The organism is Conyzicola nivalis, assembly GCF_040548875.1.
GTDB classification, from domain to species: Bacteria; Actinomycetota; Actinomycetes; order Actinomycetales; family Microbacteriaceae; genus Conyzicola; species Conyzicola nivalis_A.
Genome location: NZ_JBEPSJ010000001.1, coordinates 47,149 through 67,060, shown reverse-complemented (window position 1 = coordinate 67,060; position 19,912 = coordinate 47,149). Strand labels below are relative to the sequence as shown.

Below are 19,912 nucleotides of genomic sequence, written 5' to 3'. Positions count from 1 at the left end.
GCTTAAACGCAGACGAGCCCCGCACCGGATGAAACGGGGCGGGGCTCGTGTGGATGTGCTGTGACTTACGCGTTCTGCTTCTTCAGGCGGGCGGTGCTGCGCTGGCGGGCGCTCGCGTCGAGCTCCACCTTGCGGATGCGCACGAACTCGGGCGTGACCTCGACGCACTCGTCTTCACGGGCGAACTCGAGGCACTCCTCGAGCGTCAGCTTGCGCGACGGCGTCATACGCTCGAACGAGTCCGAGGTCGACTGGCGCATGTTGGTGAGCTGCTTCTCCTTGGTGATGTTCACGTCCATGTCGTCGGCACGCGAGTTCTCGCCGACGACCATGCCCTCGTAGACCTCCTGCGTGGGCTCCACGAAGAACGACATGCGCTCCTGCAGGGCGACCATGGCGAACGGGGTCGCGACACCGGAGCGGTCGGCGACGATCGAGCCGTTGGTGCGGGTCTCGATCGATCCGGCCCAGGGCTCGTAGCCGTGCGAGACGGCGTTCGCGATGCCCGAACCGCGGGTGATGGTGAGGAACTCGGTGCGGAAGCCGATGAGACCGCGCGAGGGGACGACGAACTCCATGCGGACCCAGCCGGTTCCGTGGTTGCTCATGCCTTCCATGCGGCCCTTGCGGGCGGCGAGGAGCTGGGTGATGGCGCCGAGGTACTCTTCGGGCGCGTCGGTGGTGAGGTGCTCGAACGGCTCGTGCAGCTTGCCGTCGACGCGCTTGGTCACTACCTGCGGCTTGCCGACGGTGAGCTCGAAGCCCTCACGACGCATCTGCTCGACGAGGATCGCGAGAGCGAGCTCTCCACGGCCCTGGATCTCCCAGGCGTCGGGGCGTCCGACGTCGACGAGCTTGATCGACACGTTACCGACGAGCTCGCGGTCGAGGCGGTCCTTGACCATGCGGGCGGTGAGCTTGTGGCCCTTGACCTTGCCGATCATCGGCGAGGTGTTGGTTCCGATGGTCATCGAGATGGCCGGGTCGTCGACCGTGATGGTCGGCAGCGGGCGCACGTCGTTCGGGTCGGCGAGGGTCTCACCGATGGTGATGTCCTCGAAGCCGGCGACGGCGACGATGTCGCCGGGGCCCGCGGACTCGGTCGGGTAGCGGTCGAGCGCCTTGGTGATCAGCAGCTCGGTGACCTTGACGTTAGCGACGGTGCCGTCGTGCTTGACCCAGGCGACGGTCTGGCCCTTCTTGATGGTGCCGTTGAAGACACGCAGCAGGGCGAGGCGGCCGAGGAACGGGCTCGCGTCGAGGTTGGTGACGTGCGCCTGCAGCGGGTGCTGGTCGTCGTACGACGGGGCGGGAACGTGCTTGAGGATCGCGTCGAACAGCGGTTCGAGGTCTTCGTTGTCGGGCAGGGTGCCGTTCTCGGGCTTGTTCCAGCTCGCGGCGCCGTTGCGGCCCGAGGCGTAGACGACGGGCACGTCGAGGATCGCGTCGAGGTCGAGGTCGGGGTGCTCGTCGGACATGTCGGACGCGAGTCCGAGCAGGAGGTCCTGGCTCTCGGCGACGACCTCGTCGATGCGGGCGTCGGGACGGTCGGTCTTGTTGACCAGGAGGATGACGGGCAGCTTGGCCTCGAGGGCCTTGCGCAGCACGAAGCGGGTCTGGGGCAGGGGGCCCTCCGACGCGTCGACGAGGAGCACGACGCCGTCGACCATGGACAGGCCGCGCTCGACCTCGCCGCCGAAGTCGGCGTGGCCGGGGGTGTCGATCACGTTGATCGTGATGTTGCCGCCGGCGTGGTTCTCTTCGGCGTGCTTGCCGTTGTAGAGCACCGCGGTGTTCTTCGCGAGGATGGTGATGCCCTTTTCGCGCTCGAGCTCGTTGGAGTCCATGGCGCGGTCTTCAAGGTGCGCGTGTGCGTCGAACGAGTTCGTCTGGCGGAGCATGGCGTCGACCAGGGTGGTCTTGCCGTGGTCAACGTGGGCGACGATTGCGACGTTGCGCAGGTCGGTACGGGTGGCGATTGCCATAGGTGTTTTCCTTGACTGCTTCTTAGCGGTGACGGGCGCGCGCGTTGCGCTTTCGCGGCATGGGCACGACCACGCACAAACGCGGAGGTGGTTTGTGGGGATCTCAGGATCACGTCGATGGTGCCCTGCACATCCAGTGTAACGGCTAAAACCCTCGTGTTCGCTGACGGCACACGAGATCTCGGGGGCGCGGGGCCGTTTTCTACTGTGAGAACGTCCCGGGCAGCTCGTCAGTCGGCGCGGCGATCGCGCTCGGCGACCTTGCGGTCGATCCTGGCTAGTCGGCGCTCGTCGCGGGAGTGCGCCGGGAGGCGGCGCGGCATCGCTCCCCCGCCGGCGTTCGAATCGGGCGCTGCGGCGGCGGGCAGCTTTACAGTAATGTCCGGCGGCAGGGGCGGCGAGACGGGCTTGCGCTCGTCGGGCCGACCCTGCTGCCGGAACATCAGACCCCGAGTGTCAGGTTGGCGCCGGGGATGGCCGCGAGCAGGTCGCGCGTGTACTGCTCACGCGGGTTGTCGAAGACCTCGTCTACCGATGCCGCCTCGACGATGCGACCGTTCTGCATGACGCAGACGTTGTCTGCGATCACCCGCACGACGGCGAGGTCGTGGGTGATGAACAGGTAGGTCAGTCCGAGCTCCGACTGCAGGTCGGCGAGCAGCTTCAGCACCTGGGCCTGCACGAGCACGTCGAGGGCGGAGACCGCCTCGTCGAGAACCACGATCTCGGGCTTGAGAGCGAGCGCGCGGGCGATGGCCACACGTTGACGCTGGCCTCCCGACAGCTCGTTCGGGTATCGCGAGGCGAGGCTCTGCGGCAGGGCGACCTGGTCGAGGAGTTCGAGCACACGCGCGCGGCGCTCGGCCTTGGTGCCGACCTTGTGCACATGCAACGGCTCGGCGATAGTCGCGCCGATGTTGCGCAGCGGGTCGAGCGACCCGTACGGGTCCTGGAAGACCGGCTGGGTCTTGCGGCGGAACGAGAGAACGTCGCGGCCTCGCAGGCCGGCGATGTCCGTGCCGTCGACGATGATCGACCCCGACGTGGGCTCCTCGAGTTTGAGCAGCAGCTTCGCGACCGTCGACTTGCCCGATCCGGACTCTCCCACCAGCGCCATGGTGGTGCCGCGGGCGATGCTGAACGACACGTCGTCGACCGCTTTGAACTCACGGGCGGCGAGCTTCTGCCCACGGATCTTGAAGACCTTGGTGAGGTTCTCCACCACGATCGCGGGGGCGACGTCGGTCGCCGCGGCGTGGGCCTCGGCCCGCACCTCCACGGCCTCGAGCAGGTCGACGCCCTCGGCAGCGGCCGGGGCCACGTAGTCGAGGTCGGCGAGCGAGCGGCTGGCGGAGCGGATGCGACGCGAGGCGAGGCTCGGAGCCGCGGCCACGAGACGCTGCGTGTACGGGTGGAGGGGGTTCTCGAGCAGTTCGCGCGACGGGCCCGACTCGACGATCTTGCCCTTGTACATCACGACGAGCTGCTCGGCACGCTCGGCGGCGAGGCCGAGGTCGTGCGTGATGAACAGCACGGCGGTGCCCAGGTCGCGGGTGAGGGTCGCGAGGTGGTCGAGGATGACCCGCTGCACCGTGACGTCGAGAGCCGAAGTCGGCTCGTCGGCGATCAGCAGCTTCGGGTTGGCAGCCAGGCCCATGCCGATGAGCACACGCTGGCGCATTCCTCCGGAGAACTGGTGCGGGAACTGGCGCAGTCGACGGTCGGCGTCGCCGAGCCCGGCCTGCTGCAGAACCTCGATCGCGCGGCGCTTGACCTCTTTCTTGTTGGTCGCGATGCCGTTGGCCCTGATGGCCTCTTCCACCTGGAATCCGATGCTCCACACCGGGTTCAGGTTGGCCATCGGGTCCTGCGGCACGAAGCCGATGCGCTTTCCGCGGATCTCTTCGAGCTCCTTGGGGTTCAGCTTGGTGATGTCACGGCCCTCGAAGAGGACCTCGCCGCCGGTGATGATGCCGGAGCCGGGGAGCAGGTTGATGATGGCGTGCGCCGTGGTCGACTTGCCCGAACCGGACTCGCCCACGATGGCGAGCGTCTGGCCCGGCATCAGGGTGATGTCGACGCCGTTGACGGCGGGTACGATGCCGCGCTGGTTGCGGAACCCTACCTGCAGGTTCTTGATCTCGAGCAGCGGGGCGACTCCGGAGGGTGTCGCGGGGGTGGTGATGGTCTCGCTCAACGCAGGGCCCTCGCCTTCGGATCGAGTGCGTCGCGCACGAGCTCGCTCAGCATGATGAATGCGAAGACCGTGATCGACAGGGCGAGTGATGGGTAGATGAGCGTCTGGGGTGCGGTGCGCAGATCGTTCTGCGCCTGGTTGATGTCGTTACCCCACGACATGACCGATCCGCCCAGGCCGACGCCGAGGTAGGACAGGGTGGCCTCGGCGACGATGGCTGCGGCCAGCGAGATCGCCGTGATGACGATCACTGGTGCGATCGAGTTGGGCAGCACGTGCTTCAGCAGGATCTTGAACTTGGACACGCCGAGGGCCGTGGAGGCCATGACGTAGTCGGCGCTCTTCACCCTGAGGATCTCGGATCTGAGCACGCGCGCCGTAGACGGCCACGCGAACAAACCGATGGCAAGCGAGATCGACCACACGCTCCTGTACTGCGAGAGCACCGACATGATGACGACGGCCGCGAGGATGTAGGGGATCGAGAAGAAGATGTCGCCGACGCGCGAGAGCACGGAGTCGACCCATCCGCCGTAGAAGCCCGCGAAGGCTCCGAAGATCAGGCCGAGGAACGTGGTGAGCACCAGCACGATGAAACCGACCGAGAGCGAGGTGGCCGTTCCGTCGATGATGCGGGCGTAGATGTCGCATCCCTGCTTGGTGAAGCCGAGCGGGTGGCCCTCGGTCGGGGCTCCGTTGCTGTTGGCGAGGAAGCACTCGTCGTTCGGCGGGGTCTGCGTGAACAGCCACGGGAACAACGCCACGATCACGACGAGGAGGATGAGGGCCGACGAGATCCAGAACAGCGGGCGACGACGGAGGTCGCGCCAGGCGTCGATCCAGAGGTTGCTCTTCTTCTCAGAGACGTTGACCGCGTCGACGCTGACCAGAGGGGTTTCCTCGATCGGCGCGACGTAGTGGTTCGCGGAGCGGGCGGGGGTGGCCGCCGACTCCGTCGTGGTGTTACTTGACATAGCGGATCCTTGGGTCGAGCAGGCCGTAGAGGAGGTCGACGATGAGGTTGACGCCCAGGTAGAGCAGCGTCATCACGGTGACGAACGACACGACGGTCGGTCCCTCGCCCTGTTGGATGGCCTTGAAGAGAGTGTTGCCCACTCCGGGGACGTTGAAGATACCCTCGGTGACCGTCGCGCCGACGAGCAGCACACCGAAGTCGGTAGCGAGGAACGTGACGACCGGGATCAGCGAGTTGCGGAGGATGTGCACGGGGATGATGCGGTTCCTCGAGAGGCCCTTGCTGTAGGCGGTGCGCACGAAGTCGAGGCCTGATGACTCGATCACCGACGCGCGCGTGAGGCGGACGATCTGCGCGAAGCTGACGCTCGCCAGCACGAGGGCCGGGAGTATCAGGTCTTGGATCGGGGCGCCCGAGCTGACCGTCGTGCGTGCCCAGCCGAGCTGGACACCGAAGACGTACTGGGCGACGAACGCGATGACGAAGATCGGCAGCGAGATCAGGATCAGGCTCACGACGAGTGCGCTGGAGTCGAACAGCTTGCCCTTGCGGAGTCCGGAGATCAGTCCGACGAAGATGCCGGCGACCGACTGGAAGAACAGCGCGAGGAGGGCGAGGCGAGCGGTGACCGGGAACGTGCGTACCAGGATGTCGCTGACCTGCTCGCCGTTGAACGCGACTCCGAGGTTGCCCTGCAGCAGGCCGCCGATGTACAGGAAGTACTGCACGATGAACGGCTGGTCGAGGTTGTACTGCGCCCGGAGCTGCGCGACGATCGCGGGGTTCGGGGTCTTGTCGCCGAAGAGCGCGACGATCGGGTCGCCCGGCATGGCGAAGACCATGAAGTAGATGAGGAAGGTCGTGCCGAAGAAGACGGGAATCGCTTGGAGGATTCGTCTGACAATGTATCCGGTCATCAGGCGCCGTTGCCTGCCGGGAAGTTATGGGAGTTCATGGAGATGGTGGGACCTATTCTGCGAGCGAGCCACGAGCTTGTTCACCCAGATTACTCGCGTGGCGTGCCAGCCATGGGTCGGGGGTGGCGGCTTATGGCCGCCACCCCCGACTGGGTTATGGGTTAGAGGCTACTTCGTGATCTCGTAGTAGAGCGGCACGGAGTTCCAACCGAACTGCACGTTGGAGACGGACTCGCCGAATCCACCGGTGACGTTCGCGTACCAGAGCGGCGTGGCCGGGAGGTCCTCGAGGAGGATCTCCTGAGCTGCCTGGAAGTCCGCGTTCGCGGCGTCGATGTCGGTCTCGGATGCACCAGACGCGAGCAGCTTGTCGAACTCGGGGTTCGAGTAGTCACCGTCGTTGGAGCCGGCGTTCGTCGCGTACAACGGGCCGAGGAAGTTGAACAGACCGGGGTAGTCGGCCTGCCATCCGGTGCGGAACGCGGTCGTGATCGTACGGTCGGTGATCAGCGTGCGAGCTTCCTTGAACGTCGGGTACGGGGCGCCGGCGGCGTCGATGCCCAGAACGTTCTTGATGCTGTTGCTCACTGCGTCGACCCAGCCCTGGTGTCCACCATCGGCGTTGTAGGCGATGCTGAACGTTCCGGTCCACGGCGAGATCTTGTCGGCTTCTGCCCACAGCTTCTGGGCTTCCTTCTCGTTGAACTCGAGAACCTCTGCACCCTTCAGGGAGTCGGAGTGACCGGCGATGACGGGCGACGTGAAGTCGGTGGCCGGCGTGCGGGTTCCCTCGAAGATGACCTCTGTGATCTCGTCACGGTTGATCGCCATCGAGATGGCCTGGCGACGCAGCTTGCCCTCTTCGCCACCGAAGTGCTCGAGGCGCTCCGGGATCGTGAACGACTGGAAGACTGCGGCGGCCTGGTTGATCGCGCGGTCGCCGAGGTCGGACTCGAAGGTCGAGTACGCGCTGTCCGGGATCGCGTCGAGGACGTCGAGGTTGTTCGCGAGGAGGTCGGAGTACGCGGCCGTCTGGTCGAGGTAGAAGACGATCGAGAGACCGCCGTTCTGCGCGACGCGTCCACCCTTGTAGTCCTCGTTCTTCACGAGGTCGATCTTCTCGTTGTGCTTCCAGGCGCCTTCGCCGTCGAGCTTGTACGGGCCGTTGCCGATCGGGTTCTGGCCGTAGGCCTCGATGTCGTCCCATGCCGATGCGGGCAGCGGGAAGAACGCCGAGTAGCCGAGGCGCAGCGGGAAGTCCGACGCAGCCTTGTTGAGCGTGACGGTGAAGGTCGTGTCGTCGACGACCTTCAGACCGGTGAGCTCGGTGTCCTCGTCGTAGCTGAAGCCCTCGATGTCCTCGAAGAAGTAGCTGCTGAGCTGGGCGTTGGAGGCGAGTGCTCCGTAGTTCCAGGCCTTGACGAAGCTCTCGGAGTCGACCGGGTCACCGTTGGTGAAGGTCAGGTCGGGCTTGATCTTGATGGTGAAGGTCGTGGCGTCGTCGGTCTCGATGGACTCGGCGACCTCGTTGATCGGCTTGCCGTCTACGTCGTAGTAGACGAGGCCCGCGAAGATGGAGTCGAGGATCTTGCCGCCACCGACCTCGTTGGTGTTGGTCGGGATCAGCGGGTTCTGCGGCTCGGAGCCGTTCGCCGTGATGATTGCGGAGCTGTCAGACGATTCCGCCGGGGCGGACTCACCCGCGCAACCGGAGAGCGCCAGGGCGCTTGCAACAGCCACCGCTACTGCGGTGACTCCAAGGGACCGAATTTTCAATTTTCCTCCTGTGCGAGATATGCAAACGGCAGAGCGAAGTGCTGCGTAGTGCCGCATTGGTTAGATGTACCCTAAATCGGTGTTCGTCCGTGGACAAACCAGAGGTGGGAAACGTTACACGCTGGTAACTCATTCTCCACATTGTTGCGCTTGACACACCTTTCGTGCGTCGATCGCGGCCGATTTGCACAGGACGTGCGAAAGTGCCGCCGGGCACCGGTCGTACCCCGATTCCCGCGGGGTCTAGCATCGAGAAGTGACCGATCTGAACTCGAGTACCGCGCCCGGCAAGTTCCTGTTCGTCTTCGACGGCGACTGCGCCTTCTGCACCACTTGGGTCGACCGCATGGCGCGCATGCTTCCGCGGTTCCCCGAGTCGATCCCGTCGCAGTGGGCCGACCTCGACTCGCTCGGGCTCACCGCCGACGACGTCTCCCGGTACTCCTGGCTCATCACGCCGACCCACCAGTACGCCGGGCATCTGGCGTTCTCCGCTCTGCTGCGCGCCCAGCCCTCCGTCGGGCTGCGGTTCGCCGGGCATCTCCTCGCCACTCCCCCGTTCTCGTGGGTCGCTGCCGCCGCGTACGCCTTCGTGGCGGTCAACCGCCACCGTCTCCCGGGAGGAACACCAGCGTGTCGGATGCCACGTCCCGCAGCCGACCGGGCGTGACGGGCGACCTCGGCCCGGGCGAGCCGCTCCCGTCGCGCGGCAGGATGCGCGCCGAGGTCGCCATCGTCCTCGGACTCTCGCTCGGTGCATCCGCGGTGTATTCGATCGTCTCGATCGTCAACCGCCTGACGCGCACCGAGGCTCTCGCCGACCAGAAGGCCACTCTCAACAACTCGCTGAGCGAGCGCCCGGCCTTCGACCTCGTCTACCAGGTGCTCGGTGTCGTCTTCGACCTCATGCCTGTGGCCCTGGTCGTGTTCCTGCTCTGGCGGTCGGCCGCGCCGCGGCTCGGGCGGCTCGGCATAGACGCCACCCGTCCGTGGCATGACGGCCTCGGCGGGGTGGCCCTCGCCGCCGCGATCGGCATCCCCGGCATCGGCGTGTACCTCGGCGGCCGGGCGCTCGGCATCTCCGTCGACGTCGTGCCCACCAACCTCGACGCCTACTGGTGGACGGTGCCGGTGCTGCTGCTCTCGGCTATGCGCGCTGCGCTCACCGAGGAGGTGATCGTCGTCGGATACCTGTTCGCACGGCTCGGCGACCTCGGCTGGGGGCGGTGGAAGATCATCGTGGGCAGCGCCCTGCTGCGCGGCAGCTACCACCTCTACCAGGGGTTCGGCGCGTTCATCGGCAACGTGGCCATGGGCATCGTCTTCGGCTGGCTGTACACGCGCTTCGGACGCCTCGTGCCGCTGATCGTGGCGCATTTCCTGCTCGACGCGGCGATCTTCATCGGGTACCCGTGGGCCGCCGCCACCTTCCCGATGCTGTTCGGACCTTCCGTATAGGTTCTGGAGAAACCTCAGCGATTCCCTTGACACTCGTTCGGGGGGAGGCTCATGGTTGTCCCAGCACACACCGCAGTGTGCCGCGCCGCTGGCGCTGATGGCACAAGGGGAACCCATGAGCAACGACGCTCCAGGCGCGGCGACGCGCGAACCCGTCACCGACTTCGAGCAGGCGCAGGCCTCGGAACCGTTCCAACGTCTGAAGCGGCGGCATCGCAGCTTCGTCTTCCCCCTCGGCATAGCGTTTCTGGTCTGGTATTTCGCCTACGTGCTGCTCGCCGACTACGCCCACGAGTTCATGTCGACACCGGTCATCGGCAACGTCAACATCGGACTGATCCTCGGCCTCGGACAGTTCGTGACCACCTTCGCGATCACCACCTGGTACGTGTCGTACTCCAACCGCAGACTCGACCCGCTCGCGGACGAGATCCGCGGCGACCTCGCCGCGGGCGCCCACTCAGACGGAGGCGTCCGATGACCTTCGCCGCCGCCACAGCCGAATCGACCAACGTCGGCGATCCTCTGCTCAACATCGCCATCTTCGGCGGCTTCGTCGCCATCACGCTCGTCGTGGTGCTGCGGGCCAGCCGAAACAACAAGACGGCCGCCGACTACTACGCGGCAGGACGTTCGTTCACCGGCCCCCAGAACGGCACCGCGATAGCGGGCGACTACCTCTCAGCGGCGTCGTTCCTCGGCATCTGTGGGGCGATCGCCGTCAACGGCTACGACGGATTCCTGTACTCCATCGGATTCCTGGTCGCCTGGCTCGTGGCGCTGCTGTTCGTCGCCGAGCTGATGCGCAACACGGGCAAGTTCACGATGGCCGACGTGCTGTCGTTCCGCCTGAAGCAACGTCCGGTGCGTCTGGCCGCGGCGACGACGACACTGGCCGTGTGCTTCTTCTATCTGCTCGCGCAGATGGCGGGCGCCGGCGGGCTGGTGTCGCTGCTGCTCGGCATCGACGACAGGATCGGGCAGTCGGTGGTCGTGGCCGTGGTCGGAGCGCTCATGATCATCTACGTGCTGATCGGCGGCATGAAGGGCACCACCTGGGTCCAGATCATCAAGGCGGCGCTGCTCATCGCCGGCGCGTTCATCATGACCGTGTGGGTGCTCGCGATCTACGGCTTCAACCTGTCGAGCCTTCTCGGCGCCGCGGCCGACAAGGGCGGCGAGGCCGTTCTCAGCCCGGGCCTGCAGTACGGCCTGACCGGGCTGAGCCGTCTCGATTTCGTCTCCCTCGCCCTCGCCCTGGTCCTCGGCACTGCCGGTCTGCCGCACGTGCTGATGCGCTTCTACACGGTGCCCACGGCACGCGAGGCCCGGCGCTCGGTGGTCTGGGCGATCTGGCTGATCGGCGTCTTCTACCTGTTCACTCTCGTGCTCGGCTACGGTGCAGGCGCGCTCATCGGCAAGGACACCATCCTCGCGGCACCCGGCGGCGTCAACTCCGCCGCCCCGCTGCTGGCGTTCGAGCTCGGCGGGCCGCTGCTCCTCGGCCTGATCTCCGCGGTGGCGTTCGCGACGATCCTCGCGGTGGTCGCGGGACTCACGATCACCGCCGCCACATCGTTCGCGCACGACGTCTACGCGAGCGTCGTCAAGAAGGGCAAGGCCGGGCCGGGAACCGAGGTGCGCGTCGCGCGCATCACGGTGGTGGTGATCGGCTTGCTGGCGATCGCGGGCGGCATCGGCGTGCAGGGCCAGAACGTGGCGTTCCTCGTGGCGCTCGCCTTCGCGGTGGCGGCGTCGGCGAACCTGCCGACGATCCTCTACTCGCTGTACTGGAAGCGGTTCAGCACGCGCGGCGCGCTGTGGAGCATGTACGGCGGCCTCGGCTCGGCCGTTCTGCTCATCGCGTTCTCGCCCGTCGTCTCCGGGGCCGAGACCTCGATGGTGCAGGGCGTGGACTTCCACTGGTTCCCGCTGACGAACCCCGGCATCGTGTCGATCCCGCTCGGGTTCCTGCTCGGCTGGCTGGGCACGGTCACCAGCCGCACGCTCGAGAACCCGCGGATCGCCGCCGAGATGGAGGTGCGCTCGCTCACCGGGTACGGCGCCGAGGAGGCGACGAAGCACTGAGCGCGGCGGCATTTCGGCGCCATCCCGGGACGAGCGCTACAGCGCGCGCTGTAGCCGATGTCCCGGGATGGCGCCGAAGCCCGCCGGATGGGCGCCTACGCCTCGAACGCCTCGGGCGGCGGGCAGTTGCAGAACAGGTTGCGGTCGCCCCAGGCCTGGTCGATGCGGCGGACCGGCGGCCAGTACTTGCCGCTGACGAGCGAGGGCAGCGGGTAGACCGCGGTCTCGCGCGAGTACGGGTGCTCCCACTCCCCCACGATGACGCTCTGCGCCGTGTGCGGGGCGTTATGCAGCGGGTTGTCCTCCGCGCTCCACGAGCCGGCGGCCAGCGCGTCGGCCTCGGCCTTGATCGCGATCATCGCGTCGATGAACCGGTCGATCTCGGCCAGGTCCTCGCTCTCGGTCGGCTCGACCATGAGGGTGCCCACGACGGGGAACGACATGGTCGGCGCGTGGAACCCGTAGTCGACGAGGCGCTTCGCCACGTCGTCGTTCGAGATGCCGGTCGCCTCCTTGAGCGGGCGCAGGTCGAGGATGCACTCGTGCGCGACGAGCCCGTTGTCTCCCGCGTACAGCACCGGGAAGTGGTCGCGCAGTCGCGCGGCGACGTAGTTGGCGGCGAGAACGGCCGCCCCCGTCGCCTCCTTGAGACCGGCGGAGCCCATCATGCGCACGTAGGCCCAGGAGATGGGCAGGATGCTCGGGCTTCCGAACGGCGCGGCGCTCACGATGTTGGCGTGGTCGATCCCGGTCCCTGAGGGCTCTCCTGAGCCTGTCGAAGGGCCTGTCGAAGGGCCGTCGCGGTGGGCGATCGTGTCACGCTGGGCCATCGGATGGCCGGGCAGGTAGGGGGCGAGGTGCGCCTTGGCCGCCACCGGACCGACACCGGGGCCTCCGCCGCCGTGCGGGATGCAGAAGGTCTTGTGCAGGTTGAGGTGGCTGACATCTCCCCCGAAGTCGCCGAAGCGCGCGTAGCCCAGCAACGCGTTCAGGTTGGCCCCGTCGACGTAGACCTGGCCGCCCGCCTCGTGTACGGCATCCGTGATCTGGCGCACCTCGTGCTCGTAGACGCCGTGCGTCGACGGGTAGGTGATCATCAGGGCGGCGAGCCCGTCCGCGTGGTCGGCGATCTTGGCCCGCAGGTCGTCGACGTCGACGTTGCCGAGCTCGTCGCAGGCGACCACGACGACCTTCATGCCGGCGAGCACCGCGCTGGCGGCGTTGGTTCCGTGTGCGCTCGACGGGATGAGGCAGACGGTGCGCTCGAAGTCGCCGTTCGCACGGTGGTAGCCGCGGATGGCGAGGAGCCCGGCGAGCTCGCCCTGACTGCCGGCGTTCGGCTGCAGGGACACCGAGTCGTAGCCGGTGACCTCGGCCAGCCAGGACTGCAGCTGCTCGATGAGGGTGAGGTAGCCCTCGACGTCGGCCTCGGGCGCGAAGGGGTGGATGCCGGCGAACTCGGGCCAGGTCACCGCCTCCATCTCGCTCGCGGCGTTGAGCTTCATCGTGCACGAGCCGAGCGGGATCATGCCGCGATCGAGTGCGTAGTCCTTGTCGGCGAGGTACTTCAGGTAGCGCATCATGCTCGTCTCGGAGCGGTGCGTGTTGAAGACCGAGTGCGTGAGGTAGTCGCTGGTGCGGACCAGATCGGCGGGCAGCGAGTCGACGACCTCGTCGTAGACCGAGAGGCTGCCGGGCACGGCGTCGAAGATCGTCGCGAGGGCGAGGATGTCCTCGTCGGTCGTGGTCTCGTCGAGCGAGATCTGCACAGTGTCGGCGTCGACCGCGAACAGGTTGATGTTCGACAGCCGTGCGCGAGCGACCGTCGCGACGGCCTCGCCGGGTGCGCTGATGCTCAGCGTGTCGAAGAAGCTCTCGTGGTTCACCGTGATGCCGGCCGCACGCAGCAGTGCCGCGATCTCGCGGGCGAGCAGGTTGACCCTGGTCGCCACGCGCTTGAGGCCGTCCGGCCCGTGGTAGACCGCGTACATGCCGGCCATCACGGCGAGCAGCACCTGGGCGGTGCAGATGTTCGACGTGGCCTTCTCACGGCGGATGTGCTGCTCGCGAGTCTGGAGGGTCAGGCGGTAGGCCATGTTGCCCGCGGCGTCCTTGGACACTCCGACGAGACGGCCGGGCAGCTGGCGCTCGAGGCCCTTGCGCACGGCCATGTAGCCGGCGTGCGGTCCGCCGAAGCCCATCGGCACACCGAAGCGCTGAGATGTTCCGACGGCGACGTCTGCGCCGAGCTCGCCGGGCGACGTGATGAGGGTGAGGGCGAGCAGGTCGGCGGCGACGACGGCGAGGCCGCCGTTGTCCTTGACCGCGGAGATGACCGACGCGGGGTTCCAGACACGGCCGGATGCACCGGGGTACTGCACGAAGACGCCGAACGCGTCGGGCAGTGCGGTCGCCGAGCCGGTCGAAGAGTCTGTGCCATCGACGGGCACTTCGACAGGCTCAGGAGATCCCTCAGGGACCGCGGCGAAGTCGACCTCCACGAGCTCGATGCCGACGGCCTCCGCACGGTTGGCGAGCAGTGCCTTGGTCTGCGGCAGGGCGTCGGCGTCGACGATGAAGACGTTCGACGTCGATCCGGAGCCGCGACGGGCGAGCAGCATCCCCTCGACGACGGCGGTGCCCTCGTCGAGCATCGACGCGTTGGCGGTCGTGAGCCCGGTGAGGTCGGCGACCATGGTCTGGAAGTTGATGAGCGCCTCGAGGCGCCCCTGGCTGATCTCCGGCTGGTACGGCGTGTAGGCCGTGTACCAGCTCGGGTTCTCGAGCACGTTGCGCTTGATCACCGCGGGGGTGATCGTGTCGTAGTAGCCGAGGCCGATCATCGAGCGGCGCACGACGTTGCGGCCGGCGAGGGCTCGCAGTTCGGCGAGCGACTCGCGCTCGGTGGCGGCGGTGGGGATCACGGAGCTCGCGACGGGCTGCACGTGGATCGACTCGGGCACGGCTGCGGTGACGAGCGCCTCGACGGATTCATAGCCGAGGGTCTCGAGCATGCGGGCCTGGGCGTCGGCGGTGGTGCCGATGTGGCGTTCGGCGAAGGTGAAAGGCATGGCTTGAGTCTCTACTCGGCGACGAGGGCGGAATACTCGTCGAAGCTCAGAAGCGTCGGGAGTGCGGTGAAGTTCACCTTGATGAGCCAGCCGGCACCGAAGGGGTCGCTGTTGACGAGGCTGGGGTCGGCGTCGACAGCGGCGTTGGCCTCGACGATCGTGCCGTCGACGGGGGCGAAGAGCTCGCCGACCGACTTGGTCGACTCGATCTCGCCGACGACGCTGCCGCCGGAGACGACGGAGCCTGCCTTTGGCAGCTCGACGTAGACGACGTCGCCCAGCTTGTCGGCGGCGTAGGCGGTGATGCCCACGGTCGCGGTGTCGCCGTCGACGAGCACCCACTCGTGCTCGGCGGTGTACTGCAGGGAGGTCTGGTCGGTCATGATTTGTCTCTCTTGTAGAAGGGGAGGTCGACGACGGATGCCGGGATGCGGGTTCCGCGGACGTCGATGTACAGGGGCGTGCCGGCCTCGAGCACGAAGGGGTCGACGTAGGCCATGGCCACGGGGTAGCCGAGGGTCGGCGACAGGGCGCCGGAGGTGATCATGCCGACCGCCGCGTCATCGGTCACCACCGAGTAGCCGGCGCGACCGGCGCGTTTGCCCTCGGTGGTGAGGCCGACGAGGACGTGGGCGCCGTGCGGCGGTCCGGCCTCGACGGCGGCGCGGCCGACGAAGTCGCCCTCTTTCTTCAGGTTGACGACGCGGCCGAGGCCCGCCTGCACGGGGAAGCTGTCGAGGCCGAGCTCGTGGCCGTAGAGCGGCATGCCGGCCTCGAGGCGGAGCGTGTCGCGGCTCGCGAGACCGGCGGGTACGAGGCCGAACGCCTCGCCCGCGGCGGAGAGGGCGGCCCAGAGCCTTGACGCGGCATCCGACTGTATGTAGAACTCGAAACCGTCTTCGCCCGTGTAGCCGGTGCGTCCGATGAGCAGCGGGAGGCCCTCGAAGGACGCGTCGGTGCTCCAGTAGTACTTGAGCTCGTCGAGCGGCACGCTGATCTCGGTGATGCCGGCTGTCGCCTCGGCGATCGCCCGCGAGTTCGGGCCCTGCACGGCGATGAGCGAGTAGGAGTCGCTCAGGTCGGAGACGCGCACGTCGAAGCCGGCCGCGCGTTCCTTGAGAGCTGCCGCCGCGACGTAGCGGTTGCCGGCGTTCGCGACGACGAAGAACGTGTCGTCGGTGAGGCGGTAGACGATGAGGTCGTCGATGATGCCGCCACCCTCGGTGAGCAGCAGGCTGTACTTCGCCTGCGCGATTGCGATGGCCGAGAGCTTGCCTGCGAGGGCGTAGTCGAGGAACTGGGCCGCCTGCGGCCCGTCGACGAGGATCTCGGCCATGTGCGAGATGTCGAAGATGCCGGCCGTGGTGCGCACGGCGTGGTGCTCGGCGAGGTCGGAACCGTAGCTCACCGGCATCTGCCATCCGGCGAAGTCGGTGAAGCTGGCACCGCCGTCGACGTGGATCTGGTGCAGCGGCGACGTGCGGTCGGCGGCTGGGCTTTCGGGGTCGGTCACGGAGTTCTCCTCGGCGCGGCGGAAAGGAACTCCCCCTCTGTCATGTACCTGAGAGCTTCGCCGACTGTGGTCAGCTTTCACCGTGGGTGGCTGCGCGGGAAGCGCGCAGCACTTTTCAGAGTGGCCTTCGCAGAGCGGTACTGAACCTGAGAGATTGGCGGGGAGGCTTGCTCCTTCGGTGTCCACGTGTGGACTCTCCCGCAGTGCGATGTGTGCGGCCCGATATTCGTTTGTGCGCCCAGCCTATCCCGAGATGTGTTTCGTGCGGGTGACGAAGACGGCGGGCGATTGCCCCCTGACGCACGGGCGCTGTGCGGGGCTACGGTTGCACTGGAAGAGAGGGGAAGGCAATGGAGCGTGGCTACGACGCACACACGGTGAACGAATACTTCGCGGCGATCCCGGAGGAACAGCGTGCCCTGCTGCAGCCGATCCGGGAGACGATCCTCGACGCCATCCCCGACTCGGAGGAGCACATCGGCTACGGAGTGCCCATCTTCGACTACCGCCGGCACGGCCTCGTCGGCCTGTCTGTGGCCCAGGACTACTGCAGCCTGCACCTGATGAGCCCGCCCCTGGCCCGTGCGCTGAAGGACCAGCTGACCGAGGGAGACCTGGTCGGGGCGACGCTGCACTTCACCGCCGACGACCCGATCAGCGAGGAGACGGTACGGCTTATCGTGGCCAGGCGCATCGCGGAGGTGGATGCGCGGCCGTAGCCGCCGTCTACAGCTCGGTGACGCGGCCCGCCTCGACTCGCCAGTGACGGTCGGTGCGCACGTTGTCGAGCATCCGCCGGTCGTGGGTGACCAGCAGCAGCGTTCCCTCGTAGCCCTCGATCGCCTGCTCGAGCTGTTCGATCGCGGCGAGGTCGAGATGGTTGGTGGGCTCGTCGAGCACCAGCAGGTTGATTCCGCGCGCCTGCAGAAGGGCGAGACCGGCGCGGGTGCGCTCTCCCGGCGACAGCTCGTCGACGGGACGGTTCACATGGTCGGCCTTGAGTCCGAACTTGGCGAGCAGGGTGCGCACCTCGGCGATCGGCCACTCGGGCACCAGCGCCTCGAAGGCGGTCGACAGCGGTGTGCTGCCGGCGAGAAGAGAGCGCGCCTGGTCGATCTCGCCGACGCGCACGCTCGCGCCGAGGCTCGCGGTGCCCTCGTCGGCGGCCTGCCGGCCCAGAAGGGCGCGCAGCAGGGTCGACTTGCCCGCGCCGTTCGGGCCGGTGATGCCGATGCGCTCGCCGGCGTTGACCTGCAGCGAGACGGGACCCAGGGTGAAGTCGCCCTGCCGGAACACGGCGTCGCTGAGTGTGGAGACCACGGTGCTCGACCGCGGGGCGGCGCCGATCGTGAACTCGAGCTGCCACTCCTTGCGCGGCTCGTCGACCTCCTCGAGCCGCGCGATGCGGCTCTCCATCTGACGCACCTTCTGGCCCTGCTTCTCGCTCGACTCCACGGATGCCTTGCGCCGGATCTTGTCGTTGTCGGGGGCCTTCTTCATCGCGTTGCGCACGCCCTGGCTCGACCACTCGCGCTGCACGCGCATGCGGCCCACGAGGTCGGCCTTCTTCTCGGCGAACTCGTCGTACTCCTCGCGCTTGTGGCGGCGCGCCGTCTCGCGCTCCTCGAGGTACGAGTCGTAGCCGCCGCCGAACACCCTGTTGGCGCCCTGGACGAGGTCGAGCTCGAGCACACGCGTGACGCAACGGGCGAGGAACTCGCGGTCGTGGCTGACCAGCACGGCGCCGCCGCGGAGTCCGGTGACGAAGCTCTCCAGCCGCTCGAGCCCGTCGAGGTCGAGGTCGTTGGTCGGCTCGTCGAGCAGCACGATATCGAAGCGGCTGAGCAGCAGGGCGGCGAGCGCCACACGCGCGGCCTGACCGCCCGAGAGCGAGGTCATCAGCGCGTCGGGGTCGAGGGTCAGCCCGAGGTCGGCGAGCACGACGGGCAGGCGTTCGTCGAGGTCGGCGGCGCCGCTCGCCAGCCAGCGCTCGAGCGCCGTCGAGTAGGTGTCGGCCGGGTCGATTATCGGACCGGTCTCTGGGCTTGTCGAAGGGGGCTCGGCCAGCGCGGCCGCGGCCGCATCCATCTCGCTGGTCGCCGCGGCGCACCCGGTGCGGCGTGCGATGTACGCGGCGATGGTCTCGCCCTCGAGGCGCTCGTGCTCCTGCGGCAGCCAGCCGACGAAGGCGTCTCCCGGCGCGAGGGTGACGCTGCCGGCCTGCGGCTCGACCACCCCGGCGAGGATGCGCAGCAGCGTGGACTTGCCCGCGCCGTTGACGCCGACGACCCCGACCACGTCGCCAGGGGCGACGGTGAGGTCGAGAGACTCGAACAGCGTGCGGTGGGCGTACCCGCCGGCAAGGCCCTTGGCGACGAGTGTTGCGGTCATTCCCCCAGTTTCCCACCGCGCAGCCACGCCCCGCGCCAATCGAGTGAATATCACGTAGTGTGACCGACGGCGCCGGCTCGCGGCATCCGAACTCGACAAGAGGCCCCGAATGACCGCTCCTGACCCCGCGACTTCCGACGACACCTTCGACGGACCGGCCCTGAGCGGCGGGCCTGTGACGCCTCGCACCGTGACTCCGGCTGCACGCGCTCTGCGCCCGTTCGGCTACCTCGGACTCTCGGTCGTCTGGCTCGCCATCACGGCGGTGGTGCTGCTCCTGCTGGTGGCGATCCCCGCCGCGCTGGCCGGAGAAGGGCCGCTTTCCGAGGCTCCGGGCATGGCGGCTCTCGCCGTCGACAACCAGTGGATTGCCGCGCTGATCGTTGTGCCTCTGTTCGCGGTCATCTTCGGCACCGTCGTATTTCTGCTCGCGCAGGGCTCCCTCTCGCTATTCGTGCTCTCGCTCGTAGCGTTATCCCGCTCGCTCCGCCCGTCGTTCGCGGGAGAGCCCCTGACCACCACCCGGTGGACCGGCGAGGCCATCGGTCCCGTGCGTCTCGGTTCGGCGCCGGCGAAGTACGCGCCCGTGAAGAACATGGCTGCCCTCTCGCTCATCCCGGTGCGTCGCACGCGCTTCTCGGCCTTCTGGACCGCGGGGATGCTGTTCGCCTTCGCACCCTCGTTCCGCGTGATCACCGAATCGGCGTGGGTCGGGCTCGCCTATTTCATCACCGTCGGCTGGGTCATGTGGCCCGTAACCGGCCCCCTCGCCATCGTTCTGGCGGTTGTCAGCGCCGCGCTCGCCGTCTTCGGCGTCTGGCGGGTCATCCGAGCCCGGCGCGTCGACACGCTCGGCTGGACCACGCAAGCAAGCTGACCTCTAGTCGTTCTCATCGTCGGCGATGTCGCCGTCGCCGGGCCACCGGTCGCCGAGGGTCTCGGTCGCGGCTACCGTGAGCTTCACGATGAGCAGCAGCAGCTGCTCCATCGAGGTCGACCGCAGCAGCGTCACCTGGTCGAGCGGCCCGAGCGGCGAGATCGCGGCGAGCTGCCACGCGGCCTGCACCGGGTCGTCGGAGATCTCGACGGATGCTGCCCACGGCATATCCGCGAACTCGCTCGCCAGGGCGAGAGCCCGGCGCACCTCGTGCTCCGCCCGGTCGCGCAGCGGCTGCAGGTCGTCGTCCCACTCGAGTTCGTCGAGCTCACGCACCTCGGCGCTCGGAAAAGGCTCGTCGGGGCGCCACTCGACCACCTCGACGCGCCTGTCGCCCTGGGCGACGAGGGCGAGGTAGTCCTCCGCCGCCTCGATCTGCAGGATCTGCGCGATCGTGCCGAACGAGAATCTCTGCTCGCCGCCGCCCACCTCCTGCCCGCGCTCGATGAGCACGACCCCGAACTCGGCGGGCTCGTCGACGAGGATCTGCGAGAGCATCACGATGTAGCGTTCCTCGAACACGCGCAGGGCGAGCGGCATGTGTGGGAACAGCACGGAGCCCAGGGGGAACATCGGCAGATCGCTCATGCCTCCAGCGAATCA

General features: G+C 67.6%; 17 protein-coding genes and 2 riboswitches. Of the genes, 6 read left to right on the top strand and 11 right to left on the bottom strand.

Translation table 11 applies throughout. The features are described 5' to 3' along the window. Positions 1 to 65 precede the first annotated feature (65 nt). The 6 genes from typA to ABIE21_RS00305 all read right to left on the bottom strand — a co-directional run bounded on the left by typA (position 66) and on the right by ABIE21_RS00305 (position 7,851). Positions 66 to 1,985, bottom strand: a complete 1,920-nt coding sequence (typA, locus tag ABIE21_RS00330; protein WP_354022796.1) for a translational GTPase TypA — start codon at positions 1,983 to 1,985, stop codon at positions 66 to 68. Positions 1,986 to 2,215: 230 nt separating this feature from the next. Then, on the bottom strand, positions 2,216 to 2,428 hold the full coding sequence (locus ABIE21_RS00325) for a hypothetical protein (protein ID WP_354022795.1): 213 nt from the start codon (positions 2,426 to 2,428) through the stop codon (positions 2,216 to 2,218). Next, the gene (locus tag ABIE21_RS00320; RefSeq protein WP_354022794.1) at positions 2,428 to 4,182 is read right to left on the bottom strand and encodes an ABC transporter ATP-binding protein; all 1,755 of its coding nucleotides are present in this window, start codon (positions 4,180 to 4,182) and stop codon (positions 2,428 to 2,430) included. Before ABIE21_RS00320 ends, ABIE21_RS00325 begins: the two co-directional genes overlap by 1 nt. Continuing rightward, positions 4,179 to 5,156 carry an ABC transporter permease gene (locus ABIE21_RS00315; RefSeq protein ID WP_354022793.1) on the bottom strand — a complete coding sequence of 326 codons (978 nt, stop codon included), beginning with the start codon at positions 5,154 to 5,156 and terminating at the stop codon, positions 4,179 to 4,181. Before ABIE21_RS00315 ends, ABIE21_RS00320 begins: the two co-directional genes overlap by 4 nt. Next, on the bottom strand, positions 5,146 to 6,075 hold the full coding sequence (locus ABIE21_RS00310; protein ID WP_354022792.1) for an ABC transporter permease: 930 nt from the start codon (positions 6,073 to 6,075) through the stop codon (positions 5,146 to 5,148). The genes ABIE21_RS00315 and ABIE21_RS00310 overlap by 11 nt, the downstream gene beginning before the upstream one ends. Positions 6,076 to 6,243: 168 nt before the next feature. Beyond that, positions 6,244 to 7,851, bottom strand: a complete 1,608-nt coding sequence (locus tag ABIE21_RS00305; protein WP_436232291.1) for a peptide ABC transporter substrate-binding protein — start codon at positions 7,849 to 7,851, stop codon at positions 6,244 to 6,246. 256 nt (positions 7,852 to 8,107) lie between these two features. On the opposite strand from ABIE21_RS00305, the gene ABIE21_RS00300 reads away from it, so the two are divergent. The 4 genes from ABIE21_RS00300 (at position 8,108) to ABIE21_RS00285 (ending at position 11,397) form a co-directional block, all read left to right on the top strand. Next, positions 8,108 to 8,521: a thiol-disulfide oxidoreductase DCC family protein gene (locus tag ABIE21_RS00300; protein WP_354022790.1), complete on the top strand. Its 414-nt coding sequence runs from the start codon at positions 8,108 to 8,110 to the stop codon at positions 8,519 to 8,521. Between the two features lie 44 nt (positions 8,522 to 8,565). Next, entirely contained in the window at positions 8,566 to 9,309 is a 744-nt protein-coding gene (locus tag ABIE21_RS00295) for a CPBP family intramembrane glutamic endopeptidase (RefSeq protein WP_354024374.1), read from the top strand. A gap of 115 nt (positions 9,310 to 9,424) precedes the next feature. Next, entirely contained in the window at positions 9,425 to 9,790 is a 366-nt protein-coding gene (locus ABIE21_RS00290; RefSeq protein ID WP_354022789.1) for a DUF485 domain-containing protein, read from the top strand. Then, positions 9,787 to 11,397, top strand: coding sequence for a solute symporter family protein (locus ABIE21_RS00285; protein WP_354022788.1), 1,611 nt, complete (start codon positions 9,787 to 9,789; stop codon positions 11,395 to 11,397). The genes ABIE21_RS00290 and ABIE21_RS00285 overlap by 4 nt, the downstream gene beginning before the upstream one ends. Positions 11,398 to 11,492: 95 nt before the next feature. On the opposite strand, the gene gcvP is transcribed toward ABIE21_RS00285, so the two are convergent. From gcvP to gcvT, 3 genes are read right to left on the bottom strand one after another with little or no spacing between them, the layout of a single operon-like run. Then, positions 11,493 to 14,468 carry an aminomethyl-transferring glycine dehydrogenase gene (gcvP, locus tag ABIE21_RS00280; protein WP_354022787.1) on the bottom strand — a complete coding sequence of 992 codons (2,976 nt, stop codon included), beginning with the start codon at positions 14,466 to 14,468 and terminating at the stop codon, positions 11,493 to 11,495. A gap of 11 nt (positions 14,469 to 14,479) precedes the next feature. After that, on the bottom strand, positions 14,480 to 14,851 hold the full coding sequence (gcvH, locus tag ABIE21_RS00275; protein ID WP_354022786.1) for a glycine cleavage system protein GcvH: 372 nt from the start codon (positions 14,849 to 14,851) through the stop codon (positions 14,480 to 14,482). Further along, entirely contained in the window at positions 14,848 to 15,981 is a 1,134-nt protein-coding gene (gene gcvT / locus ABIE21_RS00270) for a glycine cleavage system aminomethyltransferase GcvT (protein WP_354022785.1), read from the bottom strand. Before gcvT ends, gcvH begins: the two co-directional genes overlap by 4 nt. Before the next feature lie 30 nt (positions 15,982 to 16,011). Continuing rightward, a riboswitch (glycine riboswitch) is annotated at positions 16,012 to 16,105 on the bottom strand. Position 16,106: 1 nt separating this feature from the next. Beyond that, a riboswitch (glycine riboswitch) is annotated at positions 16,107 to 16,192 on the bottom strand. A gap of 139 nt (positions 16,193 to 16,331) precedes the next feature. Between gcvT and ABIE21_RS00265 the strand changes: the two genes are divergently transcribed. Continuing rightward, entirely contained in the window at positions 16,332 to 16,700 is a 369-nt protein-coding gene (locus tag ABIE21_RS00265; protein WP_354022784.1) for an iron chaperone, read from the top strand. Positions 16,701 to 16,707: 7 nt separating this feature from the next. On the opposite strand, the gene ABIE21_RS00260 is transcribed toward ABIE21_RS00265, so the two are convergent. After that, a complete protein-coding gene (locus ABIE21_RS00260; protein WP_354022783.1) occupies positions 16,708 to 18,372 on the bottom strand; it encodes an ABC-F family ATP-binding cassette domain-containing protein in 1,665 nt (554 codons plus the stop codon). A 109-nt stretch (positions 18,373 to 18,481) separates the two neighbouring features. Between ABIE21_RS00260 and ABIE21_RS00255 the strand changes: the two genes are divergently transcribed. After that, positions 18,482 to 19,249 carry a hypothetical protein gene (locus ABIE21_RS00255; RefSeq protein ID WP_354022782.1) on the top strand — a complete coding sequence of 256 codons (768 nt, stop codon included), beginning with the start codon at positions 18,482 to 18,484 and terminating at the stop codon, positions 19,247 to 19,249. A gap of 3 nt (positions 19,250 to 19,252) precedes the next feature. Here the strand turns inward: ABIE21_RS00255 and ABIE21_RS00250 are convergent, their stop codons facing one another. Next, complete coding sequence (locus tag ABIE21_RS00250; protein WP_354022781.1) at positions 19,253 to 19,897, bottom strand: LON peptidase substrate-binding domain-containing protein; 645 nt, start codon at positions 19,895 to 19,897, stop codon at positions 19,253 to 19,255. Between the last annotated feature and the right edge of the window lie 15 nt (positions 19,898 to 19,912).